Origin of the sequence: Myxococcus sp. NMCA1 (genome assembly GCF_026810205.1) — a bacterium.
GTDB classification, from domain to species: domain Bacteria; phylum Myxococcota; class Myxococcia; order Myxococcales; family Myxococcaceae; genus Myxococcus; species Myxococcus xanthus_A.
In genome coordinates this window covers 2,924,120-2,938,568 of the sequence record NZ_CP113950.1, presented here as the reverse complement: position 1 = coordinate 2,938,568, position 14,449 = coordinate 2,924,120, and the positions used below count along the sequence as shown (strand labels likewise).

The window sequence follows — 14,449 nt, the reverse complement described above, 5'->3', positions numbered from 1 at the left end:
CCGGAGGGGCCCGCGTGCAGCAGGGCTTTTGAGACGGAGCCCTGGCTCGGCTAGCATCCGCGCCGTGACTACGTTCCGCCGAACCTCCCTGCTCCTCGCGTTCATGCTGGCCACCTCTCCCGCCTATGGGCAGTCCACGCGGAAGAAGCAGTCCAGCAAGAAGCCCCCCGCCACCTCCCAGCCGGTGAAGACGACCAAGGCGCCCCCGGCGGACGACGCGGACGGCGATGAGTCCGACGAGCCCCGGGTTTTCGGTTCCCCGAACGAGGACGAGGAGACGTCCGTCACGCCGCTGGTGTCGCCGGACGCTCCGGCCGTGGCCAAGCCCGCGGCGCCGAGTGCCTCGGGTGAGCCGGCGGTGGCCAGCGCGGCGGTGACGGCCTCCGGGCCGGTGGCGCTCTTCGCGGTGGCGCGGACATCCGCGGCGGAGGAGGCCGCAGTGAAGCTGGAGGAGGAACTGCTGAGCCGGCTCAAGGCGAGCGGCGTGGCGATGGTGGACCTGGGCGCGGCCTTCCCGCCGTCCCCGCCGGCCTCGCTGACGCGCGCGGACACGCTCTTCGAGCAGGGCCGCACCGACTACGACAACCTGGACCCCGAGTCCGCCGAGGCGAAGTTCCTGGCGGCGGCGGAGGCCTATACGAAGCACCCGGCGGAGCTGAGCCCGGAGCGGCTGGCCAAGGCCTACCTGTTCCTGGGCGCCTCGCGGATGCTCAACGGCGACTCCACCGGGGCCCAGGACGCGTTCAAGCGCGCGGTGGTGGCGGATCCGTCCACGACTCCCGACGCCGCCCTCTTCGGACAGGACGTGCTGAAGTCCTTCGACCAGGCCCGCGCCGACGTGAAGGCGCGCCCGGCCGGCACGCTGGTGGTGGAGTCGAAGCCGGCGGGCGCCAGCGTCCTCGTGCGGGGCCAGGAGCTGGGCGTCACGCCGCTCAAGGGCGTGGAGATGACCGCGGGCCAGCACCCGGTGGTGGTGTCCCTGCCCGGCTACTCGGCCTTCGCCCAGTACACGGAGGTGGCGTCCGCCAAGAGCACCGAGGTGAAGGCGACGCTGGAGCCCACCCCGGGCCTGTCCGCCGTGCGTGACGCGGCGGTCCACGCCAGCACCGAACAGGCCTTCGAGCGCGACACGCCGCCGCCCGAGGCACGCGCCATTGGTGAGCGGCTCAACGCCCGCTACGTGGTGCTGGCGGCGGTGGCTCGCGGGGACAAGGGCCACCTCAAGGCCGAACTCCAGGCGTGGGACCTGCGCTCCAACGCGCGGCTGCGCGGGGTGGAGATTGCCCTGGCGCCGGGCGCGAAGAAGAACGGCCCGGACGCGGCGGCGGACCAGGTGCGCGCCTTCGTCAACGGCGTCGCGGCGCCCCGCGTGGCGGAGGGCGGCAACTCGTTCTCCACCCTCATCAAGCGCCCGTGGTTCTGGGCGGTGGTCGGCGGCGCGGCGGCGGTGACGGCCGGGGCCGTCTACGTGGCGACGTCCCAAGACAAGGGCCGCCCGTTCAACCCCGTTTCTGGTGGCGTCGGATTCTGAGGCGGAGCCGCGTGTTGAATGCCCGGACCGACTCCCGCGTCGCCTGTTTCAGAGGTCACCCCATGAAAGCCGCCCTCGCCCTCGTCCTCCTCCCCGCGCTGGCCCTCGCGGCCCCGCCCCAGGCGCGCCGCGTCAGCACCCTCCTGGTGCCCATGGACCCGGCCTCCGAGGCATCCAGCGTGCAGATGGAGGGCTACATGAACGACGCCCTCACCCACTTCGCCGGCATGACGGTCCGCAAGTCGGAGGAACTGTTCGGCATGCCGGAGGACCCGGAGGCCCGGGCCTCGCTGGAGCGCGGGCGCAAGGGCTATTCGGAGAGCCTGTCCGCCTTCGACAAGAAGGACTACGAGGAGGCGGAGCGCAAGGTGCGCGCCACCTTGAAGGAGCTGCAGGGGGCCGCGGGCGCCATGCGCGGGTGCTCGCCGCTGTGTGACGCGCTGGCGCTGTACGCCGCCGTGCTACACCTGCGCGGCGAGGTGGAGGAGGCGAAGCTGGCGCTCATCGACCTCATCGCGCTGTCCCCCACCCATGAGCTGTCCCCCAAGCGCTTCACGCGCGAGTTCCTCGCCCTGCGCGTGCAGGTGGCCACCAGCCGCACGTCCCAGCTGCGCGGCACCGCCACGGTGAACTCGCGGCCCGCGGGCGCGCGCGTGTACGTGGACGGCGAAGTCGTGGGCTACACGCCGGTGACGCTGCCCGCGCTACCCATTGGCAAGCACCTGCTGCGCTTGGAGCGTCCGGGCTTCCGGCAGTACGGGCAGCTCATGGAGGTGGCCACCGACGACGCCGAAGTCACCGCCAAGCTGGTGCCTACCTCTGCGTACAAGGCCTACGACGCGCAGTTGGACCGGGTGGCGGGCGAGGTGAACCGCGCCGGCGAGAAGGCGTCTGGCGTGGCGGCCATGGCGCAGTCGCTGGGACTGGAGCGGGTCATGGTGGGCACCCTTCGCGCCAATGGAGAGGGCACCGACCTGACGCTGGGCTACTACGACGCGCGCACCGGTCAGAGGCTGGCGGGGCGGCGCATGGCCGTCCAGGGCGACGAGTTCGGCCAGCTGAAGCAGGAGATGGAGCGGGTGGTGAACCACCTGGTGAACAGCATCGGCGAGAAGGTGACCAAGAGCCGGGACCCGCTGGACAACCGCGGTGGCATGGAAGACTGGTCGTCGGAGGACCGGGGCGGCCGTGGCAAGGCGCAGGACAAGAAGAGCAAGCCCAGCGACGACCCGCTCGACGGTGTGTCCGGAACCGAGGACTGGTAGCGCTGAGCGCTTGTCCCGGGACGGCTGTTGCCTAGAGTCCCGGGGCGTATGCGCCTGCTCGCCCTCCTGCTCCTCCCCAGCCTCGCGCTCGCCCAGACGAGTGTCCTCAGCCGGCCCGCCCTGCCCTCCCGGGGGCTGACGCTGCCGCCCACGGGCGCCGCGCTGGTGGATGAAGCCACCGCCCTGTCGCTCAACCCCGCGGGCCTGGGCTTCGTCAACGGCAGTCAGCTCTTCTACCTGCACGAGCGCAACCTCGTGCATGACGGCCTGGGAGACGGCGTCTTCCTGGCCACGCGCCTGCTCGGACTGGGCCTGGGCGGCTCCATGGAGTGGATTCGCGGACGGGCGGAGCCGGACTACCGCCGCACGTCGCTGGGGCTCTCCCTGGGCACGGGCGCGCTGCAGTTGGGCGGTTCGTGGCACTCCTACGGTTCATCCAACCGGGACATCGACGCGCTGGACACCTTCGACGTGGGCCTCACGGCGCGCCCCCTGCGGGCGCTGTCACTGGGCGCGGTGGTGCGCGACGTCAACGCCCCCTCGGAGGGCACGCTGGCGCTGAAGCGGCAGTACAACCTGGGCCTGGGTGTGCGCCCGCTGGATGAGCGCTACACGCTGGGCGTGGACTGGCTCTTCTCCGAGGGCGCCTTCCGCCAGGGCCAGGCGACGTACACCGTCCACGCGGAGGTGATTCCGGGCCTCCGCCTGGGCGCGGGCGTGTCGCACGGCTTCACCTCCGGGGTGCCCATCGCGCTCCAGGTGGCGGCCACGGTGGACACCTCGCACCTGGGCCTCACCTACGCGGCGGGCGGGACGAACGCGGGGTTGGACCACCTGGCGGCGGTGCGCCTGTCGTCGGAGACCTACCGCTCCATCGCGCCGCGCGGCGGCGTGGTGACGCTGCTGGACTTGAATGACGCATTGAGCGGAGGCACCAGCCCCGTCCTCTCCTGGCTGGGCGTCAGCGAGGCGGACCCATACCTGCGGCTGACGCGGTGGCTGGACCTGGCCACCCAGGACGACCGGCTGGCCGGCGTGGTGTTGAAGATGGAGAGCCTGCCCGGGGTGGGATGGGGCAAGGCGGAGGAGCTGCGTCAGGCGCTGCTGCGGCTGCGCGCGTCCGGCAAGCGGGTGATGGCGGTGGTGCTGTCCACGGACGACCTGGGCTACTTCGTCGCGTCGGCGGCGGACCGCATCTACGCGTTGCAGGAGTCGATTCTCTACATCAACGGCCTGGCCGTGCACCTCCAGACGTACGGCGGGACGATGGAGAAGCTGGGCGTGCACTGGGACGTAGCGCGGGTGGGCCGCTTCAAGACGGCCCCGGAGCAGCTCTCCCGAACCGAGCCCAGCGACGCGTCCCTGGAGTCCACGAACGCCTACCTGGACACGGAGGTGGCCGTCTACGAGAAGGCTGTGCAGGAAGGCCGCAAGGTGCCCGTGGAGCGGCTGCACGCGCTGTGGGACCTGGGCCTGCCCCACCCGAAGAGCGCGGTGGAGCTGGGGTTGATGGATGGCGTCATCTCCTCGACGGAGCTGGACAAGAAGGTGGCGGAGCTGGTGCCGGGCGGACGCTTCAGCACCACGTACGCGCCACGCGACGAGCGCGATGCCCGCTGGGCCCGCCGGCGCCGCATCGCCGTGGTGCCGGTGCTGGGCGACATCATCGGCGGCCGCAGCCGCGAGGACCCGCTGGGCTTCAGCCGCCTCGCGGGCGCGGAGACGGTGATTCGCGCGCTGGAGCAGGCGCAGTCGGACCCGAGCGTGGCGGCCATCGTCGTGCGCGTGGACTCGGGCGGCGGCGAGGTGCTGGCGTCCCACCTGATGTACGAAGCCGTGATGGAGGCGGCCAGGCACAAGCCCGTCATCGCCTCCATGGGGGACATGGCCGCGTCCGGCGGCTACTACGCCGCCATTGGCGCGCATGAGGTGTTCGCCCTGCCCACCACGCTGACGGGCAGCATCGGCGTCTTCTACATCAAGCCCGCCGTCGAGGGCCTGCTCGGCGGACTGTTGGGCGTGCACCAGGAGAGCCTGACCCGTGCGCCGATGGCGGACATCCTGGACATGTGGCGCCCCTGGACGCCGGAGGAGCAGCAGGCGGCCCAGGCGTGGGCGGACGCGTCCTATGACAGCTTCATCACCCAGGTGGCGCTGCGGCGGAAGATGGACAAGGCGAAGGTGGATGAGGTCGCCCGGGGCCGGGTGTGGAGCGGCCAGGACGCGCTCGCTCGCGGCCTGGTGGACAAGCTGGGCGGCCTGCTGGAAGCGGTGGACTCCGCGCGGATGCGGGCCGGAATCCCTCCGGACGAGGAGCTGGACCTGGTGGTGATGGGCGAGGCGCGGGGCTTCTTCTCCGCGCTGGGCGGTGAGCCCGGGGTGCGCGCGGCGCTGTCACTGCTGCCCGCGCCAGAGCCCGCCCTGCCCGAGTCCCTGCGGGCGCTGGCCCGCTCGGCGGGCCTGAACCTGATGTTGCTCCAGCCGGGCGTGAAGGCGATGATGCCCTTCCAGATAACCGTCCGCTGAAGTCCTGGCGGCGGGCCTGAATTGGCAGGTAGGGGTCGGCCGGACGACACCGCGCAAAAAAGCGGCGGCGCCGTCCCCGGCCTCTGTTACTGTTACTCCTGCACCCCGGACGGCTTTGGGCCGCCAGGGTGCTCCAGGAAACGGCGGTTCGGCCTGCTCGTCACCAGGGCCCCGCGTCCGCTTCCTGTCCCACGGCCTGAGTCACCTTGCGTCCCCGCCCTCCTCCTGGAGCGGCCGCCCGGGGCGCACACAGTCTGGAACTTTCATGAGCGAAAACCCCGATAACCGCGACCCACGTGATGCCCCCCCTGTTCCCGCCGCCCGCGCCGTGGCGCCGCCCGAGCCGGACGATGACGGTGGCGACGAGGGCGACGACGAGGGGCCCGACGACGGTGATTCCGGCGCAGGTGGCGCACAGGGTGGCGCCCCCGGGCAGCCCGGCCAGGCCACCGGCCGCCGCCGCCGCCGTCGGCGCCGTCGCCGTGGCGCGCAGGTCCTCTTCACCCCGGACGGCCAGGCCTACCGGATGCAGCCGGGAGCGGACGGCCAGCAGGTCCAGGTCTTCCTCACGCCGCAGGAGCTGGAGCAGCACCGCCAGCGGCAGGCGCAGCAACAACAGCAACAGCAGCCACCACCGCAGCCGGCGCACGGCGGCGGGGGCCAGCAGCACGCGCGCCACGCGCAGCACGGGGGCGGCGGCCAGCAGGCCTCGCAGCAGGCGAACCTGTCTCCGGTGGAGGGTGTGCTGGACACGGAGGCCAAGGGCCCCAACGCCTTCCTGCGCCAGCTCAAGCGCAACCTGCTGGCGGCGCCGGACGACCCGGAGCTGCCCAAGAACCTGGTCCAGAAGCTGCGGCTGCGGCAGGGCCAGTACATCACCGCCTTCGCGCAGATGCGGGGCCAGAAGGGCGTCATCCAGAAGGTGGACACGGTGGACGGCCGGCCGCTCGAGGGCGCGCCGCGGCTGCCGCACTTCGCGGACCTGACGTCGGTGGACCCCACCGAGCGGCTCAAGCTGGAGAACGGTCACAAGGAGATGGTGACCCGGGTGCTGGACCTCATCTCGCCCATTGGCAAGGGGCAGCGCGCGCTCATCGTCGCCCCGCCGAAGACGGGCAAGACAATCATGCTCCAGCGCGTCGCCCAGGCCATCCTCTCCAACCACCCGGAGTGCCACGTCATGGTGGTGCTCATCGACGAGCGTCCGGAAGAAGTGACGGACATGCGGCGGAGCATCAAGGCGGAGGTGCTGGCCTCCAGCTCCGACCGCCCCACCGCGGACCACCTCAAGGTGGCGGAGCTGGCCCTGGAGCGCGCGCGCCGGCTGGTGGAGTCGGGCAAGGACGTGGTCATCCTCCTGGACTCGATTACGCGTCTGGCCCGCGCCTTCAACAAGGAGGTCGACAACTCCGGCCGCACCATGTCCGGCGGCGTGGACAGCCGCGCCCTGGAGCGCCCCAAGCGCATCTTCGGCGCCGCCCGCGCGACGGAGGAAGCCGGCTCGCTGACCATCATCGGCACGGCGCTCATCGACACCGGCAGCCGCATGGACGAGGTCATCTTCGAGGAGTTCAAGGGAACGGGTAACTCCGAGGTCACCCTGGACCGGCTCCTGGCGGAGAAGCGCGTCTTCCCGGCCGTCAACATCGCCCAGTCCGGCACGCGCAAGGAGGAGAAGCTCTTCACCCTGCGCGAGTACGAGAAGGTGAAGAAGCTGCGGCAGATGCTCTTCTCCGTGAAGCCGGTGGAGGCCATGGAGGCGCTCGTGAAGCGGCTGTCCCGCTACACGTACAACGACGAGTTCCTCGACGAGCTGTAGTCCCCGCTTCGGGAGTGGTACGGCGAGCCCGGGTGTGCGTTAAGGTGGCGGCATGATTCAAGGCTCGGGCCGCTGCCACTACCACCCGGAGCGCGCCGGCCTCGGCGTCTGCGTGGAGTGCCGGCGTGTCATCTGCCGGGAATGCACCACGCAGTTCGAGGGCATCAACCGCTGCGCCAGCTGCCTGGACCAGCGCCTCAAGGCGCTGGAGGGCCCGGGTGAGCGCCGCGAATGGTCGGCGGGCAACGTGGTGCTGGCGCTGATGAGCCTGGCGCTCGTCTGGGGCGGCATCCTCCTGCTTGCCCAAGTGGCGGCGAGCTAGCCCATGGCCGTCTCCGCGCTCGAACTCCGCCCGCGCAACGCGGTGGCCTTGATGGACGCCGCGCTGCGCCTGTGCACCCGCAACGCGGGCGTCTGGGCCCTCACCCTGCCCGGCAGCGCGGCCGTGGTGGCCGCCATGTTGTACCTGGCGGAGTCGGTGCGCATGGGCTGGCCGCTCGTGGTGCCCTCGCTGCTGCTGACGCTGGCGTGGTTCCTCCGGGGCCTGGGCCAGGGCGCGACGTGCCATTACGTACAGGAGTTGCTGCTGGGCACCCAGGGCGAGCCTTCCGCGTGGGTCTCGCTCAAGGCGGCGCTGGGCCGGATGCCCGCGCTCTTCATCGCCGTGGCGTACCTGCTGGGCCTCAACACCCTGGTGGTGATGGTGACGGGAGGCTTCGGCTACCTCCTGCTGCAGTCCCACGGGGTGGGCTACGCGGCGGTGATGCAGGGGCGCGGCAGTCCGTTGAAGCTCTACGGCACGTGCTCACGGCTGCTGGGCCCGGCGCGCGGCACCGCGATGTGGGTCCGCATCCTCATGTCCGCGCAGGTGCTGGCCTTCTTCAACCTGCACATCGCCTTCAACTTCCTGCTGTTCCTGGGCCGCAAGCTGGTGGGCGTGGACCTGACGTTCGCGGAGCGCTACGCCTCGCTGGACAACGGCCAGTGGCTGATCTTCCTCGCGGTGACGACGTTCGCCCTCTTCGAGCCGGTGCGCGCCGCGACGGCCACGCTGCTGCTGGTGGACGGGCGCGTGCGTCAGGAAGGGCTCGACCTGCTGGCCAGCGTCCAGCAGCTTCCATCCCGGGATTTGGGACGCCCCCTGCCTCCGCCGGGCGCGACGCGTGGCGCGGCGATGCTGGCGGTGGTGCTGGGCCTGGGCCTGCTGACGGCGGCGCCAGCCCATGCCCAGGACACCGAGGAAGCCAAGCCCCTGCCCCCCGCCGAGGCGCTGCGGCGGCTGGGCGAGGTCGCGGAGGCGTGTGAGGCCTCGACGGCGGAGGATGCCGCGGGCCTATACGCGCCCCTGGAGTCCTTGGGGCCCGGCGAAGCCGCGAAGCTGGAGCGCTTCGTGCGCCGCGTGGAGCGGCAGGCCTTCGACGAGGAGGACTGCGACAAGGCCCGCGTCACGCTGACGCAGGGGCTCACCACGATGGGTGCGACCGTGGACGCCCAAACCCGGGCGGACGCGCGTTCCGCCTCCGCGCGGGCGAAGGACATCCTGGCCCGGCCCGAGTTCGCGGAGGCCGCGCCCAAGGCGGAGAAAGACGCCCCCGAGGAGCCCTCGGCCCCCCGAGAGGCGCCAGGCTGGTGGCAGCGCTTCATCGACTGGCTGGGGGCGCAGTTGAAGAAGCTATTCGAGCGGGAGCCGGCGGAACCGCGGCAGGAGACGGCGCAGCCATTCCTCACCGGCGCCAGCGTGGCCAACGTGCTGGTGGTGGTGCTGGTGACACTCACCCTCGCGGTGCTGGGCGTCGTGCTGCTGCGTGCGCTGAACCGCGACAAGCGCCGCGCGGGCGCGGAAGGCGTGCAGGTGTCCACGGTGGACGCATCCACGCTGGCGGGGGACGCCCACCACGCGCTGTCACGTCCTCCCGAGGGCTGGGCCCACCTGGCGGACGAGCTGGCCGCGCGGGGCGCATACCGCGAGGCGGTGCGCAGCCTCTACCTGGCGCTGCTGTCCCGGCTCCACCGCGACGGCGCCATCCTCTATGACGAGACGCTGAGCAACTGGGACTACCTGTATCAGTTCCGGGGCCGCGCGGAATGGAAGGCTCCCTTCCGCGAGCTGACGCGGCGCTTCGACTTCGCCTGGTACGGCAACCTGCCGGTGAGCGTGGACGGCTACCGCGAGTTCCGCGCGCTCACCGAGCCCCTGCTGGCCGCGCCGTCTCGCCCGGAGGTGGCTGGTGCGTGACCGTTTCCCGCTGCTGGTGGTGGGGGGCCTGCTGCTCACCGCGGTGCTGACCACCTTCCTGGTCCGAGGCGCCCGGCGCAACGCGTTCGCGGACACGCTGTCCACGTACCGCGCGCAGGAGGACGGCGCGCGGGCCCTGTTCCTGCTGGCCCAGGAGAGCGGGCTGCCGGTGACGCGCCGCATGGCGGACCTGCGCATCGCGTCCGGACTGGGTACGCCGGTGCTGCTGGCGGTGGAGGTGTCTGGTGCCTACGAGCACGACCCGGACCAGACGGCGCTGGCCGCCGAGCCCGACGCGGGCCTGGCCGACGAGCACGTCCCCCGCACCGGCTTCAACGCCTTCCGCGCGGCCGCGCTGGACGACGATGAAACCGAGCAACTGCTGAAGCACGTGCGAGAGGGCGGCAGCGCCGTCTACGTGCCGTGGGGCTCGCGGGAGAACCCGGTGCTGCAAGCCTTGAACGTGAAGCTCTTCAAGGCGGACACCACCCTGCCCATGCGCACGCTGGTGCCGCCCCAGCCCACGCCGTACACGCTGGGCGTGGAGCGCGTGGAGGCGAAGGTGCAGGCCTACCTGGAGCTGCCCGAGACGGCCGTTCCCGTCCTGGAGGATGAACGGCTGGGCATGTTCGTGGCGGCGGTGGTGCCGTACGGGCAGGGCCGCGTGCTGGTGGTGGGCGCCCCGGAGCTGGCCATGAACCAGGCGCTGGCGCGCGCGGACAACGCGCAGTTCTGGCTCAGCACCCTGGCGTCAATCGGCCCCGGCCCCATCGAGTTCGACGAGTTCCACCACGGCTTCACCAACGAGCGCTCCGTGGTGGACTTCGCGCGCCGCTACGGCCTGCACTTCGCCGTGTTGCAACTGCTGCTTGGCGTAGCGCTGTGGTCGGTGTCGCTCAAGCGCTTCGGCCGCCCGCGCCCCCCGCCCGAGTCCTCGCGCGTGGGCGCCACCGACGCGCTCTTCGCCATGGGCCGGCTGTACCGCGAGGGCCGCCACCACGGCTTCTCCGCCCAGCTCATCCTCCGGGGCCTCACCCAGGACCTGGCCCTGCACGCGGGCCTGCCCGCGCATGCGCCCGCGGACGCAGTGGCTCACGGGCTGCGCGAGCGTGGCCGCGCGGACCTGGCCCAGGGGCTCGAGGAGCTCACCACGGACAGCCGCGCGGTGACGCGCGACACAGACCTCCAGCAGTTCGCCGAGCGCGCGGCGCGGCTGCGACAACGCCTTCATTCCGCCGGCGCCGCCCGGCCCAGCCCTCCCGAAACGACATGAACGACACCCTGTCTGCCCCCTCCCCCGCCCCGGCTGGTAACGCCGTGCAGGCCGCCCACGCCATCCGCGAGGCCGTGCTGTCCGAGGTGCGCAAGGCCGTGGTCGGCCAGGATGAGGCCCTGGAGCTGATGCTCTGTGGCCTCATCGCCGGCGGCCACATCCTGCTGGAGGGCGTACCCGGCGTGGCCAAGACGTTGATGGCCAAGGCCCTGTCGCGCAGCATCGGCGCGGAGTTCAAGCGCATCCAGTTCACCCCGGACCTGATGCCCGCGGACATCCTGGGCACCAGCGTGTTCGACCTGAAGACGCAGGGCTTCACGCTGGTGCGCGGCCCCATCTTCACGGACCTGCTGCTGGCGGACGAAATCAACCGCGCCCCGGCGAAGACGCAGTCCGCGCTGCTGGAGGCCATGCAGGAGCGCTCGGTGTCCATGGAGGGCCGCGTGCTGTCGCTCTCCCCGCTCTTCACCGTATTCGCCACGCAGAACCCCGTGGAGTCCGAGGGCACCTATCCGCTGCCCGAGGCGCAGCTCGACCGCTTCCTGCTGAAAATCGAGGTGGGCTACCCCGCGCCAGAGGAGGAGGACGCGATTCTGGCCTCCGTGCACCGGGGCTTCGACTCGGGGGACCTGCAGCGCGCGGGCGTCAATGCCGCGGTGACGAAGGACGGGCTGCTGGCCGCGCGCGGCGCGCTGAATGAGGTGACGGTGGAGCCGCCGGTGCTGGCCTACGTCCGCAAGCTGGTGGCGGCCACGCGCGCCTCCAGCCGCATCCGATTGGGGGCCGGGCCTCGCGCGGGCGTGCACCTGCTTCTGGCGGCCAAGGCCCTGGCGGCGCTGCGAGGGCGCGGCTTCGTCACCCCGGACGACGTGCGCTTCCTGGCGGCGCCCGTGCTGAAGCACCGCCTGCTGCTGTCACCGGATGCGGAGCTGGACGGGGCCACGCCGACGGACGTGCTGCGCGAGGTGGTGCGCGGCGTCGAGGTCCCCCGGTGATTCCCACCCCGCGCCTCTGGGTGCTGCTGGCGCTGCTCGCGCTGCCGATGATGCTGGCGGGCTTCAGCCCCGGCATTGGCGGCGCCGTGCTCGCGCTGGACGCCCTGGTGCTGGCGCTGGCTGTGTTCGACGTGCTCACCGCGCGGAGGGCCCGGCTGGAGGTTCACCGCGTGCTGCCCGCGCGGCTCAACGTGGGCGTGGCCAACAAGGTGGTGGTGCGGCTGATTCACCGGAGCGGCGGCGCCGTCCAGGTGCGCGTCCGGGACGACGTGCCGGACGGCTTCGCCGCCACGCCGGACGAGGCACCACTTCACCTGCCCGCGCGGAGCGAGTCGCGCTGGGTGTACCGGGTAACGCCCGTGAAGCGCGGCCGTTTCCAGTTCGGAGACGTGCACGTCCGCGTGCGCGGGCCGCTGGGGCTGGTGTCCCACGAGCGCGTGTTCCCCGCGGCGCAGGACATCGCCGTGTACCCGGACCTGCGCGGCGCCAACCGGCTGCTGCTGTCGGGCGCGGCGCTGGACCTGGTCAACCTGGGCCTGCGGCAGCTGCGGCGCGACGGGCGCGGCAGCGAGTTCGCCCGCCTGCGCGACTACGCCCAGGGCGACAGCGTGCGGGACGTGGACTGGAAGGCCACCGCCAGGCGTGGGCGGCCGGTGACGCGCGTGCTGGAGTCGGAGCGCTCGCAGTCCATCCTCATCTGCGTGGACGCGGGCCGCTCCATGGCCGCGCAGGTGGACGGCCTCACCAAGCTGGACCACGCGGTGAACGCGGCCCTCTTCCTGGCCTTCGTGGCCGTGCGCAACGGCGACCGCGTGGGGCTGGCCGTGTTCGCGGATGGCGTGAAGGCCTACCTGCCGCCCGCTGCCGGACGCACGCAGTACCGGAAGATTGTCGACACGCTCTACGGCACCACGCCCAGCCTCACGTACGTGGACTACCTGGCGCTCTTCAAGGAGCTGAACCTCCGCCTCACGCGCCGCAGCCTGCTGTGTGTCTTCACCGACTTCCTGGACGAGGAGCAGGCCTCCACCATGGTGGCCCCACTGCACCGCCTGGCGCGGCGGCACGTCCCCCTGTGCCTGTCGGTGAAGGACACCGCGCTCCAGAAGCTGCTGCGCACGCCGCCGCCCAGCCCGGAAGAGGCCTTCCAGCACGCGGTGGCGTCGGAGCTGCTCACCGACCGCGAAATGCTCAAGGCGCGCGTGAGCCAGGGCGGCGTGCAGATGCTCGACGTGCAGCCGGATGAGCTGAGCCTGGCCGCCGTCAACCGCTACCTGGACATCAAGGCGCGCGGCGTGCTGTAGCCTCCGGGGCCACGTCCAGCGCCGGGGCGGGCAGCGGCAACCACCCCATGAAGCGGGTGTCCGGGACGTTGCCCCGCACGCGGTGCAGCACCTGCTTGAAGAGGGCGTAGACGCGGAAGAAGCGCTCCAGGCCCGCGCGCTCGGCGTCCGTCAGGGGCGCGGCGGCGCACACCACCTTCGGGTCCCCCCGTCCCGCGTCGACGAAGCCGATGACGCCCACCACGGGCACCCGCAGCCGCTGGCCCAACGCCAGCCGGGGCCCCATGACGACGGCGTCCAGCGGGTCGCCTTCATCCGACGTGAGGCCCGGGATGCTGCCGTAGTTGTACGGGCACGGCAGCGGCGACACGAAGTCCACCGCCCCGTCCGCGCGGCGCTTCACGAAGGAGAAGCGCGGGCACTCGATGAGGACCTCCGGCTCGCTGGGCAGCGGAGGCAGCCACAAGCGCTCATCCATGCGCGGACTCAGCGCCGCCGTCTGGCGCCGCGCGGCTCCCACGCAGCCAGTCCGACAGCAGGTACGCGTACACGCCCGCGCCCACCGTCAACGCGAAGGACACCTTGAACGCCACCGACAACTTGGGTGGATGAATCTGGGACACCGTGCCCTCGATGAAGCCCGCGAGCACGAACAGGACGAGCGTGCCGAACAGCAGCCTCACCGCCGTCACCGCCTCCTGTCGCACCGCCTGTCCACGGGGCAGTCCTCGCGGGGCCACCATGCCTCGCGCAATCACCAGCCCCGCGGCGCCTGCGATGCAGATGGCGGTGATTTCCGGAATGCCGTGCGGAAGAATCCACGCCCAGAACCAGCCCGCCATTCCCTTGGCCGCGTAGACTTGCGCGAGCGCGCCCAAAAACAGCCCGTTGACGAACAGCATGATGGCCGTTCCCAGGCCCACCGTGATGCCCAGCGCGAACGCCAGGAAGGCCACCTGGATGTTGTGGGTGAAGAGGTAGGTGGTGAACTGGGCCTGGTCTCCCACCGACATGCCGTCACCCGCGGCCTCGTTGGCCGCGCGTTCGACGGGGTCCAGCTTCAGGTGCTCAGCGGGGACCAGGTAGTGCGCCGCGTCGGGGTCCACCATCATCCCCGCGTAGCCGAAGCCCACGCCCGCCAGCAGCAGCAGCAGCGACGCCACGTACATCCGCCACTCGCGCCGCATCAGCGCGGGGAAGCCCCGTGCCACGAAGCCCCACACGTCCGCCAGTCGCGGGCGCCGGCCCGGGTACGTCAGCGCATACGCCCGGCCCACCAAATCGTTGAGGTAGGCATTCACGTCCGCCGAGCCACTGCGCGCGCGAACCCACAGCAAGTCACTGGAGACGGCGCGATACAGCCGGCCCAGCGTCCTGGCGTCCTCCAGGCTCAGCTCGCGCAGGCCGTGGGACTCGGACCGGTCCAGCAGCGACTCCAACTGCTCCCAGCGCGGCCTGCGGGACTCGATGAACTCCGCCATCTCCATGGGCCGGCACTCTACCCCAGTGATACGGCGGGCC

At 71.7% G+C, this 14,449-nt stretch carries 11 protein-coding genes; 9 read left to right on the top strand and 2 right to left on the bottom strand.

All coding sequences use genetic code 11. From position 1 onward, the window contains the following. The first annotated feature begins 64 nt into the window (after positions 1-64). From OZ403_RS12710 to OZ403_RS12670, 9 genes are all read left to right on the top strand, one after another. On the top strand, positions 65-1,531 hold the full coding sequence (locus OZ403_RS12710; protein ID WP_268784312.1) for a PEGA domain-containing protein: 1,467 nt from the start codon (positions 65-67) through the stop codon (positions 1,529-1,531). Positions 1,532-1,593: 62 nt separating this feature from the next. Beyond that, on the top strand, positions 1,594-2,796 hold the full coding sequence (locus OZ403_RS12705) for a PEGA domain-containing protein (protein WP_174258738.1): 1,203 nt from the start codon (positions 1,594-1,596) through the stop codon (positions 2,794-2,796). 48 nt (positions 2,797-2,844) lie between these two features. Then, positions 2,845-5,322, top strand: coding sequence for a signal peptide peptidase SppA (sppA, locus tag OZ403_RS12700; RefSeq protein ID WP_268784311.1), 2,478 nt, complete (start codon positions 2,845-2,847; stop codon positions 5,320-5,322). 265 nt (positions 5,323-5,587) lie between these two features. Further along, positions 5,588-7,141, top strand: a complete 1,554-nt coding sequence (gene rho / locus OZ403_RS12695) for a transcription termination factor Rho (RefSeq protein ID WP_140853855.1) — start codon at positions 5,588-5,590, stop codon at positions 7,139-7,141. Positions 7,142-7,193: 52 nt separating this feature from the next. After that, entirely contained in the window at positions 7,194-7,463 is a 270-nt protein-coding gene (locus tag OZ403_RS12690; protein WP_140789850.1) for a hypothetical protein, read from the top strand. 3 nt (positions 7,464-7,466) lie between these two features. Beyond that, complete coding sequence (locus OZ403_RS12685; protein WP_268784310.1) at positions 7,467-9,377, top strand: DUF4129 domain-containing protein; 1,911 nt, start codon at positions 7,467-7,469, stop codon at positions 9,375-9,377. Further along, positions 9,370-10,650, top strand: a complete 1,281-nt coding sequence (locus OZ403_RS12680) for a DUF4350 domain-containing protein (protein WP_140874320.1) — start codon at positions 9,370-9,372, stop codon at positions 10,648-10,650. Before OZ403_RS12685 ends, OZ403_RS12680 begins: the two co-directional genes overlap by 8 nt. Next, a complete protein-coding gene (locus OZ403_RS12675; RefSeq protein ID WP_140797943.1) occupies positions 10,647-11,645 on the top strand; it encodes an AAA family ATPase in 999 nt (332 codons plus the stop codon). Before OZ403_RS12680 ends, OZ403_RS12675 begins: the two co-directional genes overlap by 4 nt. Continuing rightward, positions 11,642-12,949 (top strand): DUF58 domain-containing protein, encoded by a 1,308-nt coding sequence (locus OZ403_RS12670; RefSeq protein WP_140797942.1) that lies wholly within the window; start codon positions 11,642-11,644, stop codon positions 12,947-12,949. Before OZ403_RS12675 ends, OZ403_RS12670 begins: the two co-directional genes overlap by 4 nt. Here OZ403_RS12670 and OZ403_RS12665 read toward each other — a convergent pair. Further along, a complete protein-coding gene (locus OZ403_RS12665) occupies positions 12,927-13,406 on the bottom strand; it encodes an inorganic diphosphatase (RefSeq protein WP_268784309.1) in 480 nt (159 codons plus the stop codon). The two genes, OZ403_RS12670 and OZ403_RS12665, sit on opposite strands and share 23 nt — an antisense overlap. Beyond that, positions 13,399-14,415 (bottom strand): stage II sporulation protein M, encoded by a 1,017-nt coding sequence (locus OZ403_RS12660; RefSeq protein WP_140789839.1) that lies wholly within the window; start codon positions 14,413-14,415, stop codon positions 13,399-13,401. Before OZ403_RS12660 ends, OZ403_RS12665 begins: the two co-directional genes overlap by 8 nt. Positions 14,416-14,449: the final 34 nt, after the last annotated feature.

Bases quoted from the DNA above. Each gene is read 5' to 3' on its own strand.
- OZ403_RS12705 (WP_174258738.1), top strand. From the start codon at position 1,594: ATGAAAGCCGCCCTCGCCCTCGTCCTCCTCCCCGCGCTGGCCCTCGCG.
- sppA (WP_268784311.1), top strand. From the start codon at position 2,845: ATGCGCCTGCTCGCCCTCCTGCTCCTCCCCAGCCTCGCGCTCGCCCAG.
- rho (WP_140853855.1), top strand. From the start codon at position 5,588: ATGAGCGAAAACCCCGATAACCGCGACCCACGTGATGCCCCCCCTGTT.
- OZ403_RS12690 (WP_140789850.1), top strand. From the start codon at position 7,194: ATGATTCAAGGCTCGGGCCGCTGCCACTACCACCCGGAGCGCGCCGGC.
- OZ403_RS12685 (WP_268784310.1), top strand. From the start codon at position 7,467: ATGGCCGTCTCCGCGCTCGAACTCCGCCCGCGCAACGCGGTGGCCTTG.
- OZ403_RS12675 (WP_140797943.1), top strand. From the start codon at position 10,647: ATGAACGACACCCTGTCTGCCCCCTCCCCCGCCCCGGCTGGTAACGCC.
- OZ403_RS12665 (WP_268784309.1), bottom strand. From the start codon at position 13,406: ATGGATGAGCGCTTGTGGCTGCCTCCGCTGCCCAGCGAGCCGGAGGTC.
- OZ403_RS12660 (WP_140789839.1), bottom strand. From the start codon at position 14,415: ATGGAGATGGCGGAGTTCATCGAGTCCCGCAGGCCGCGCTGGGAGCAG.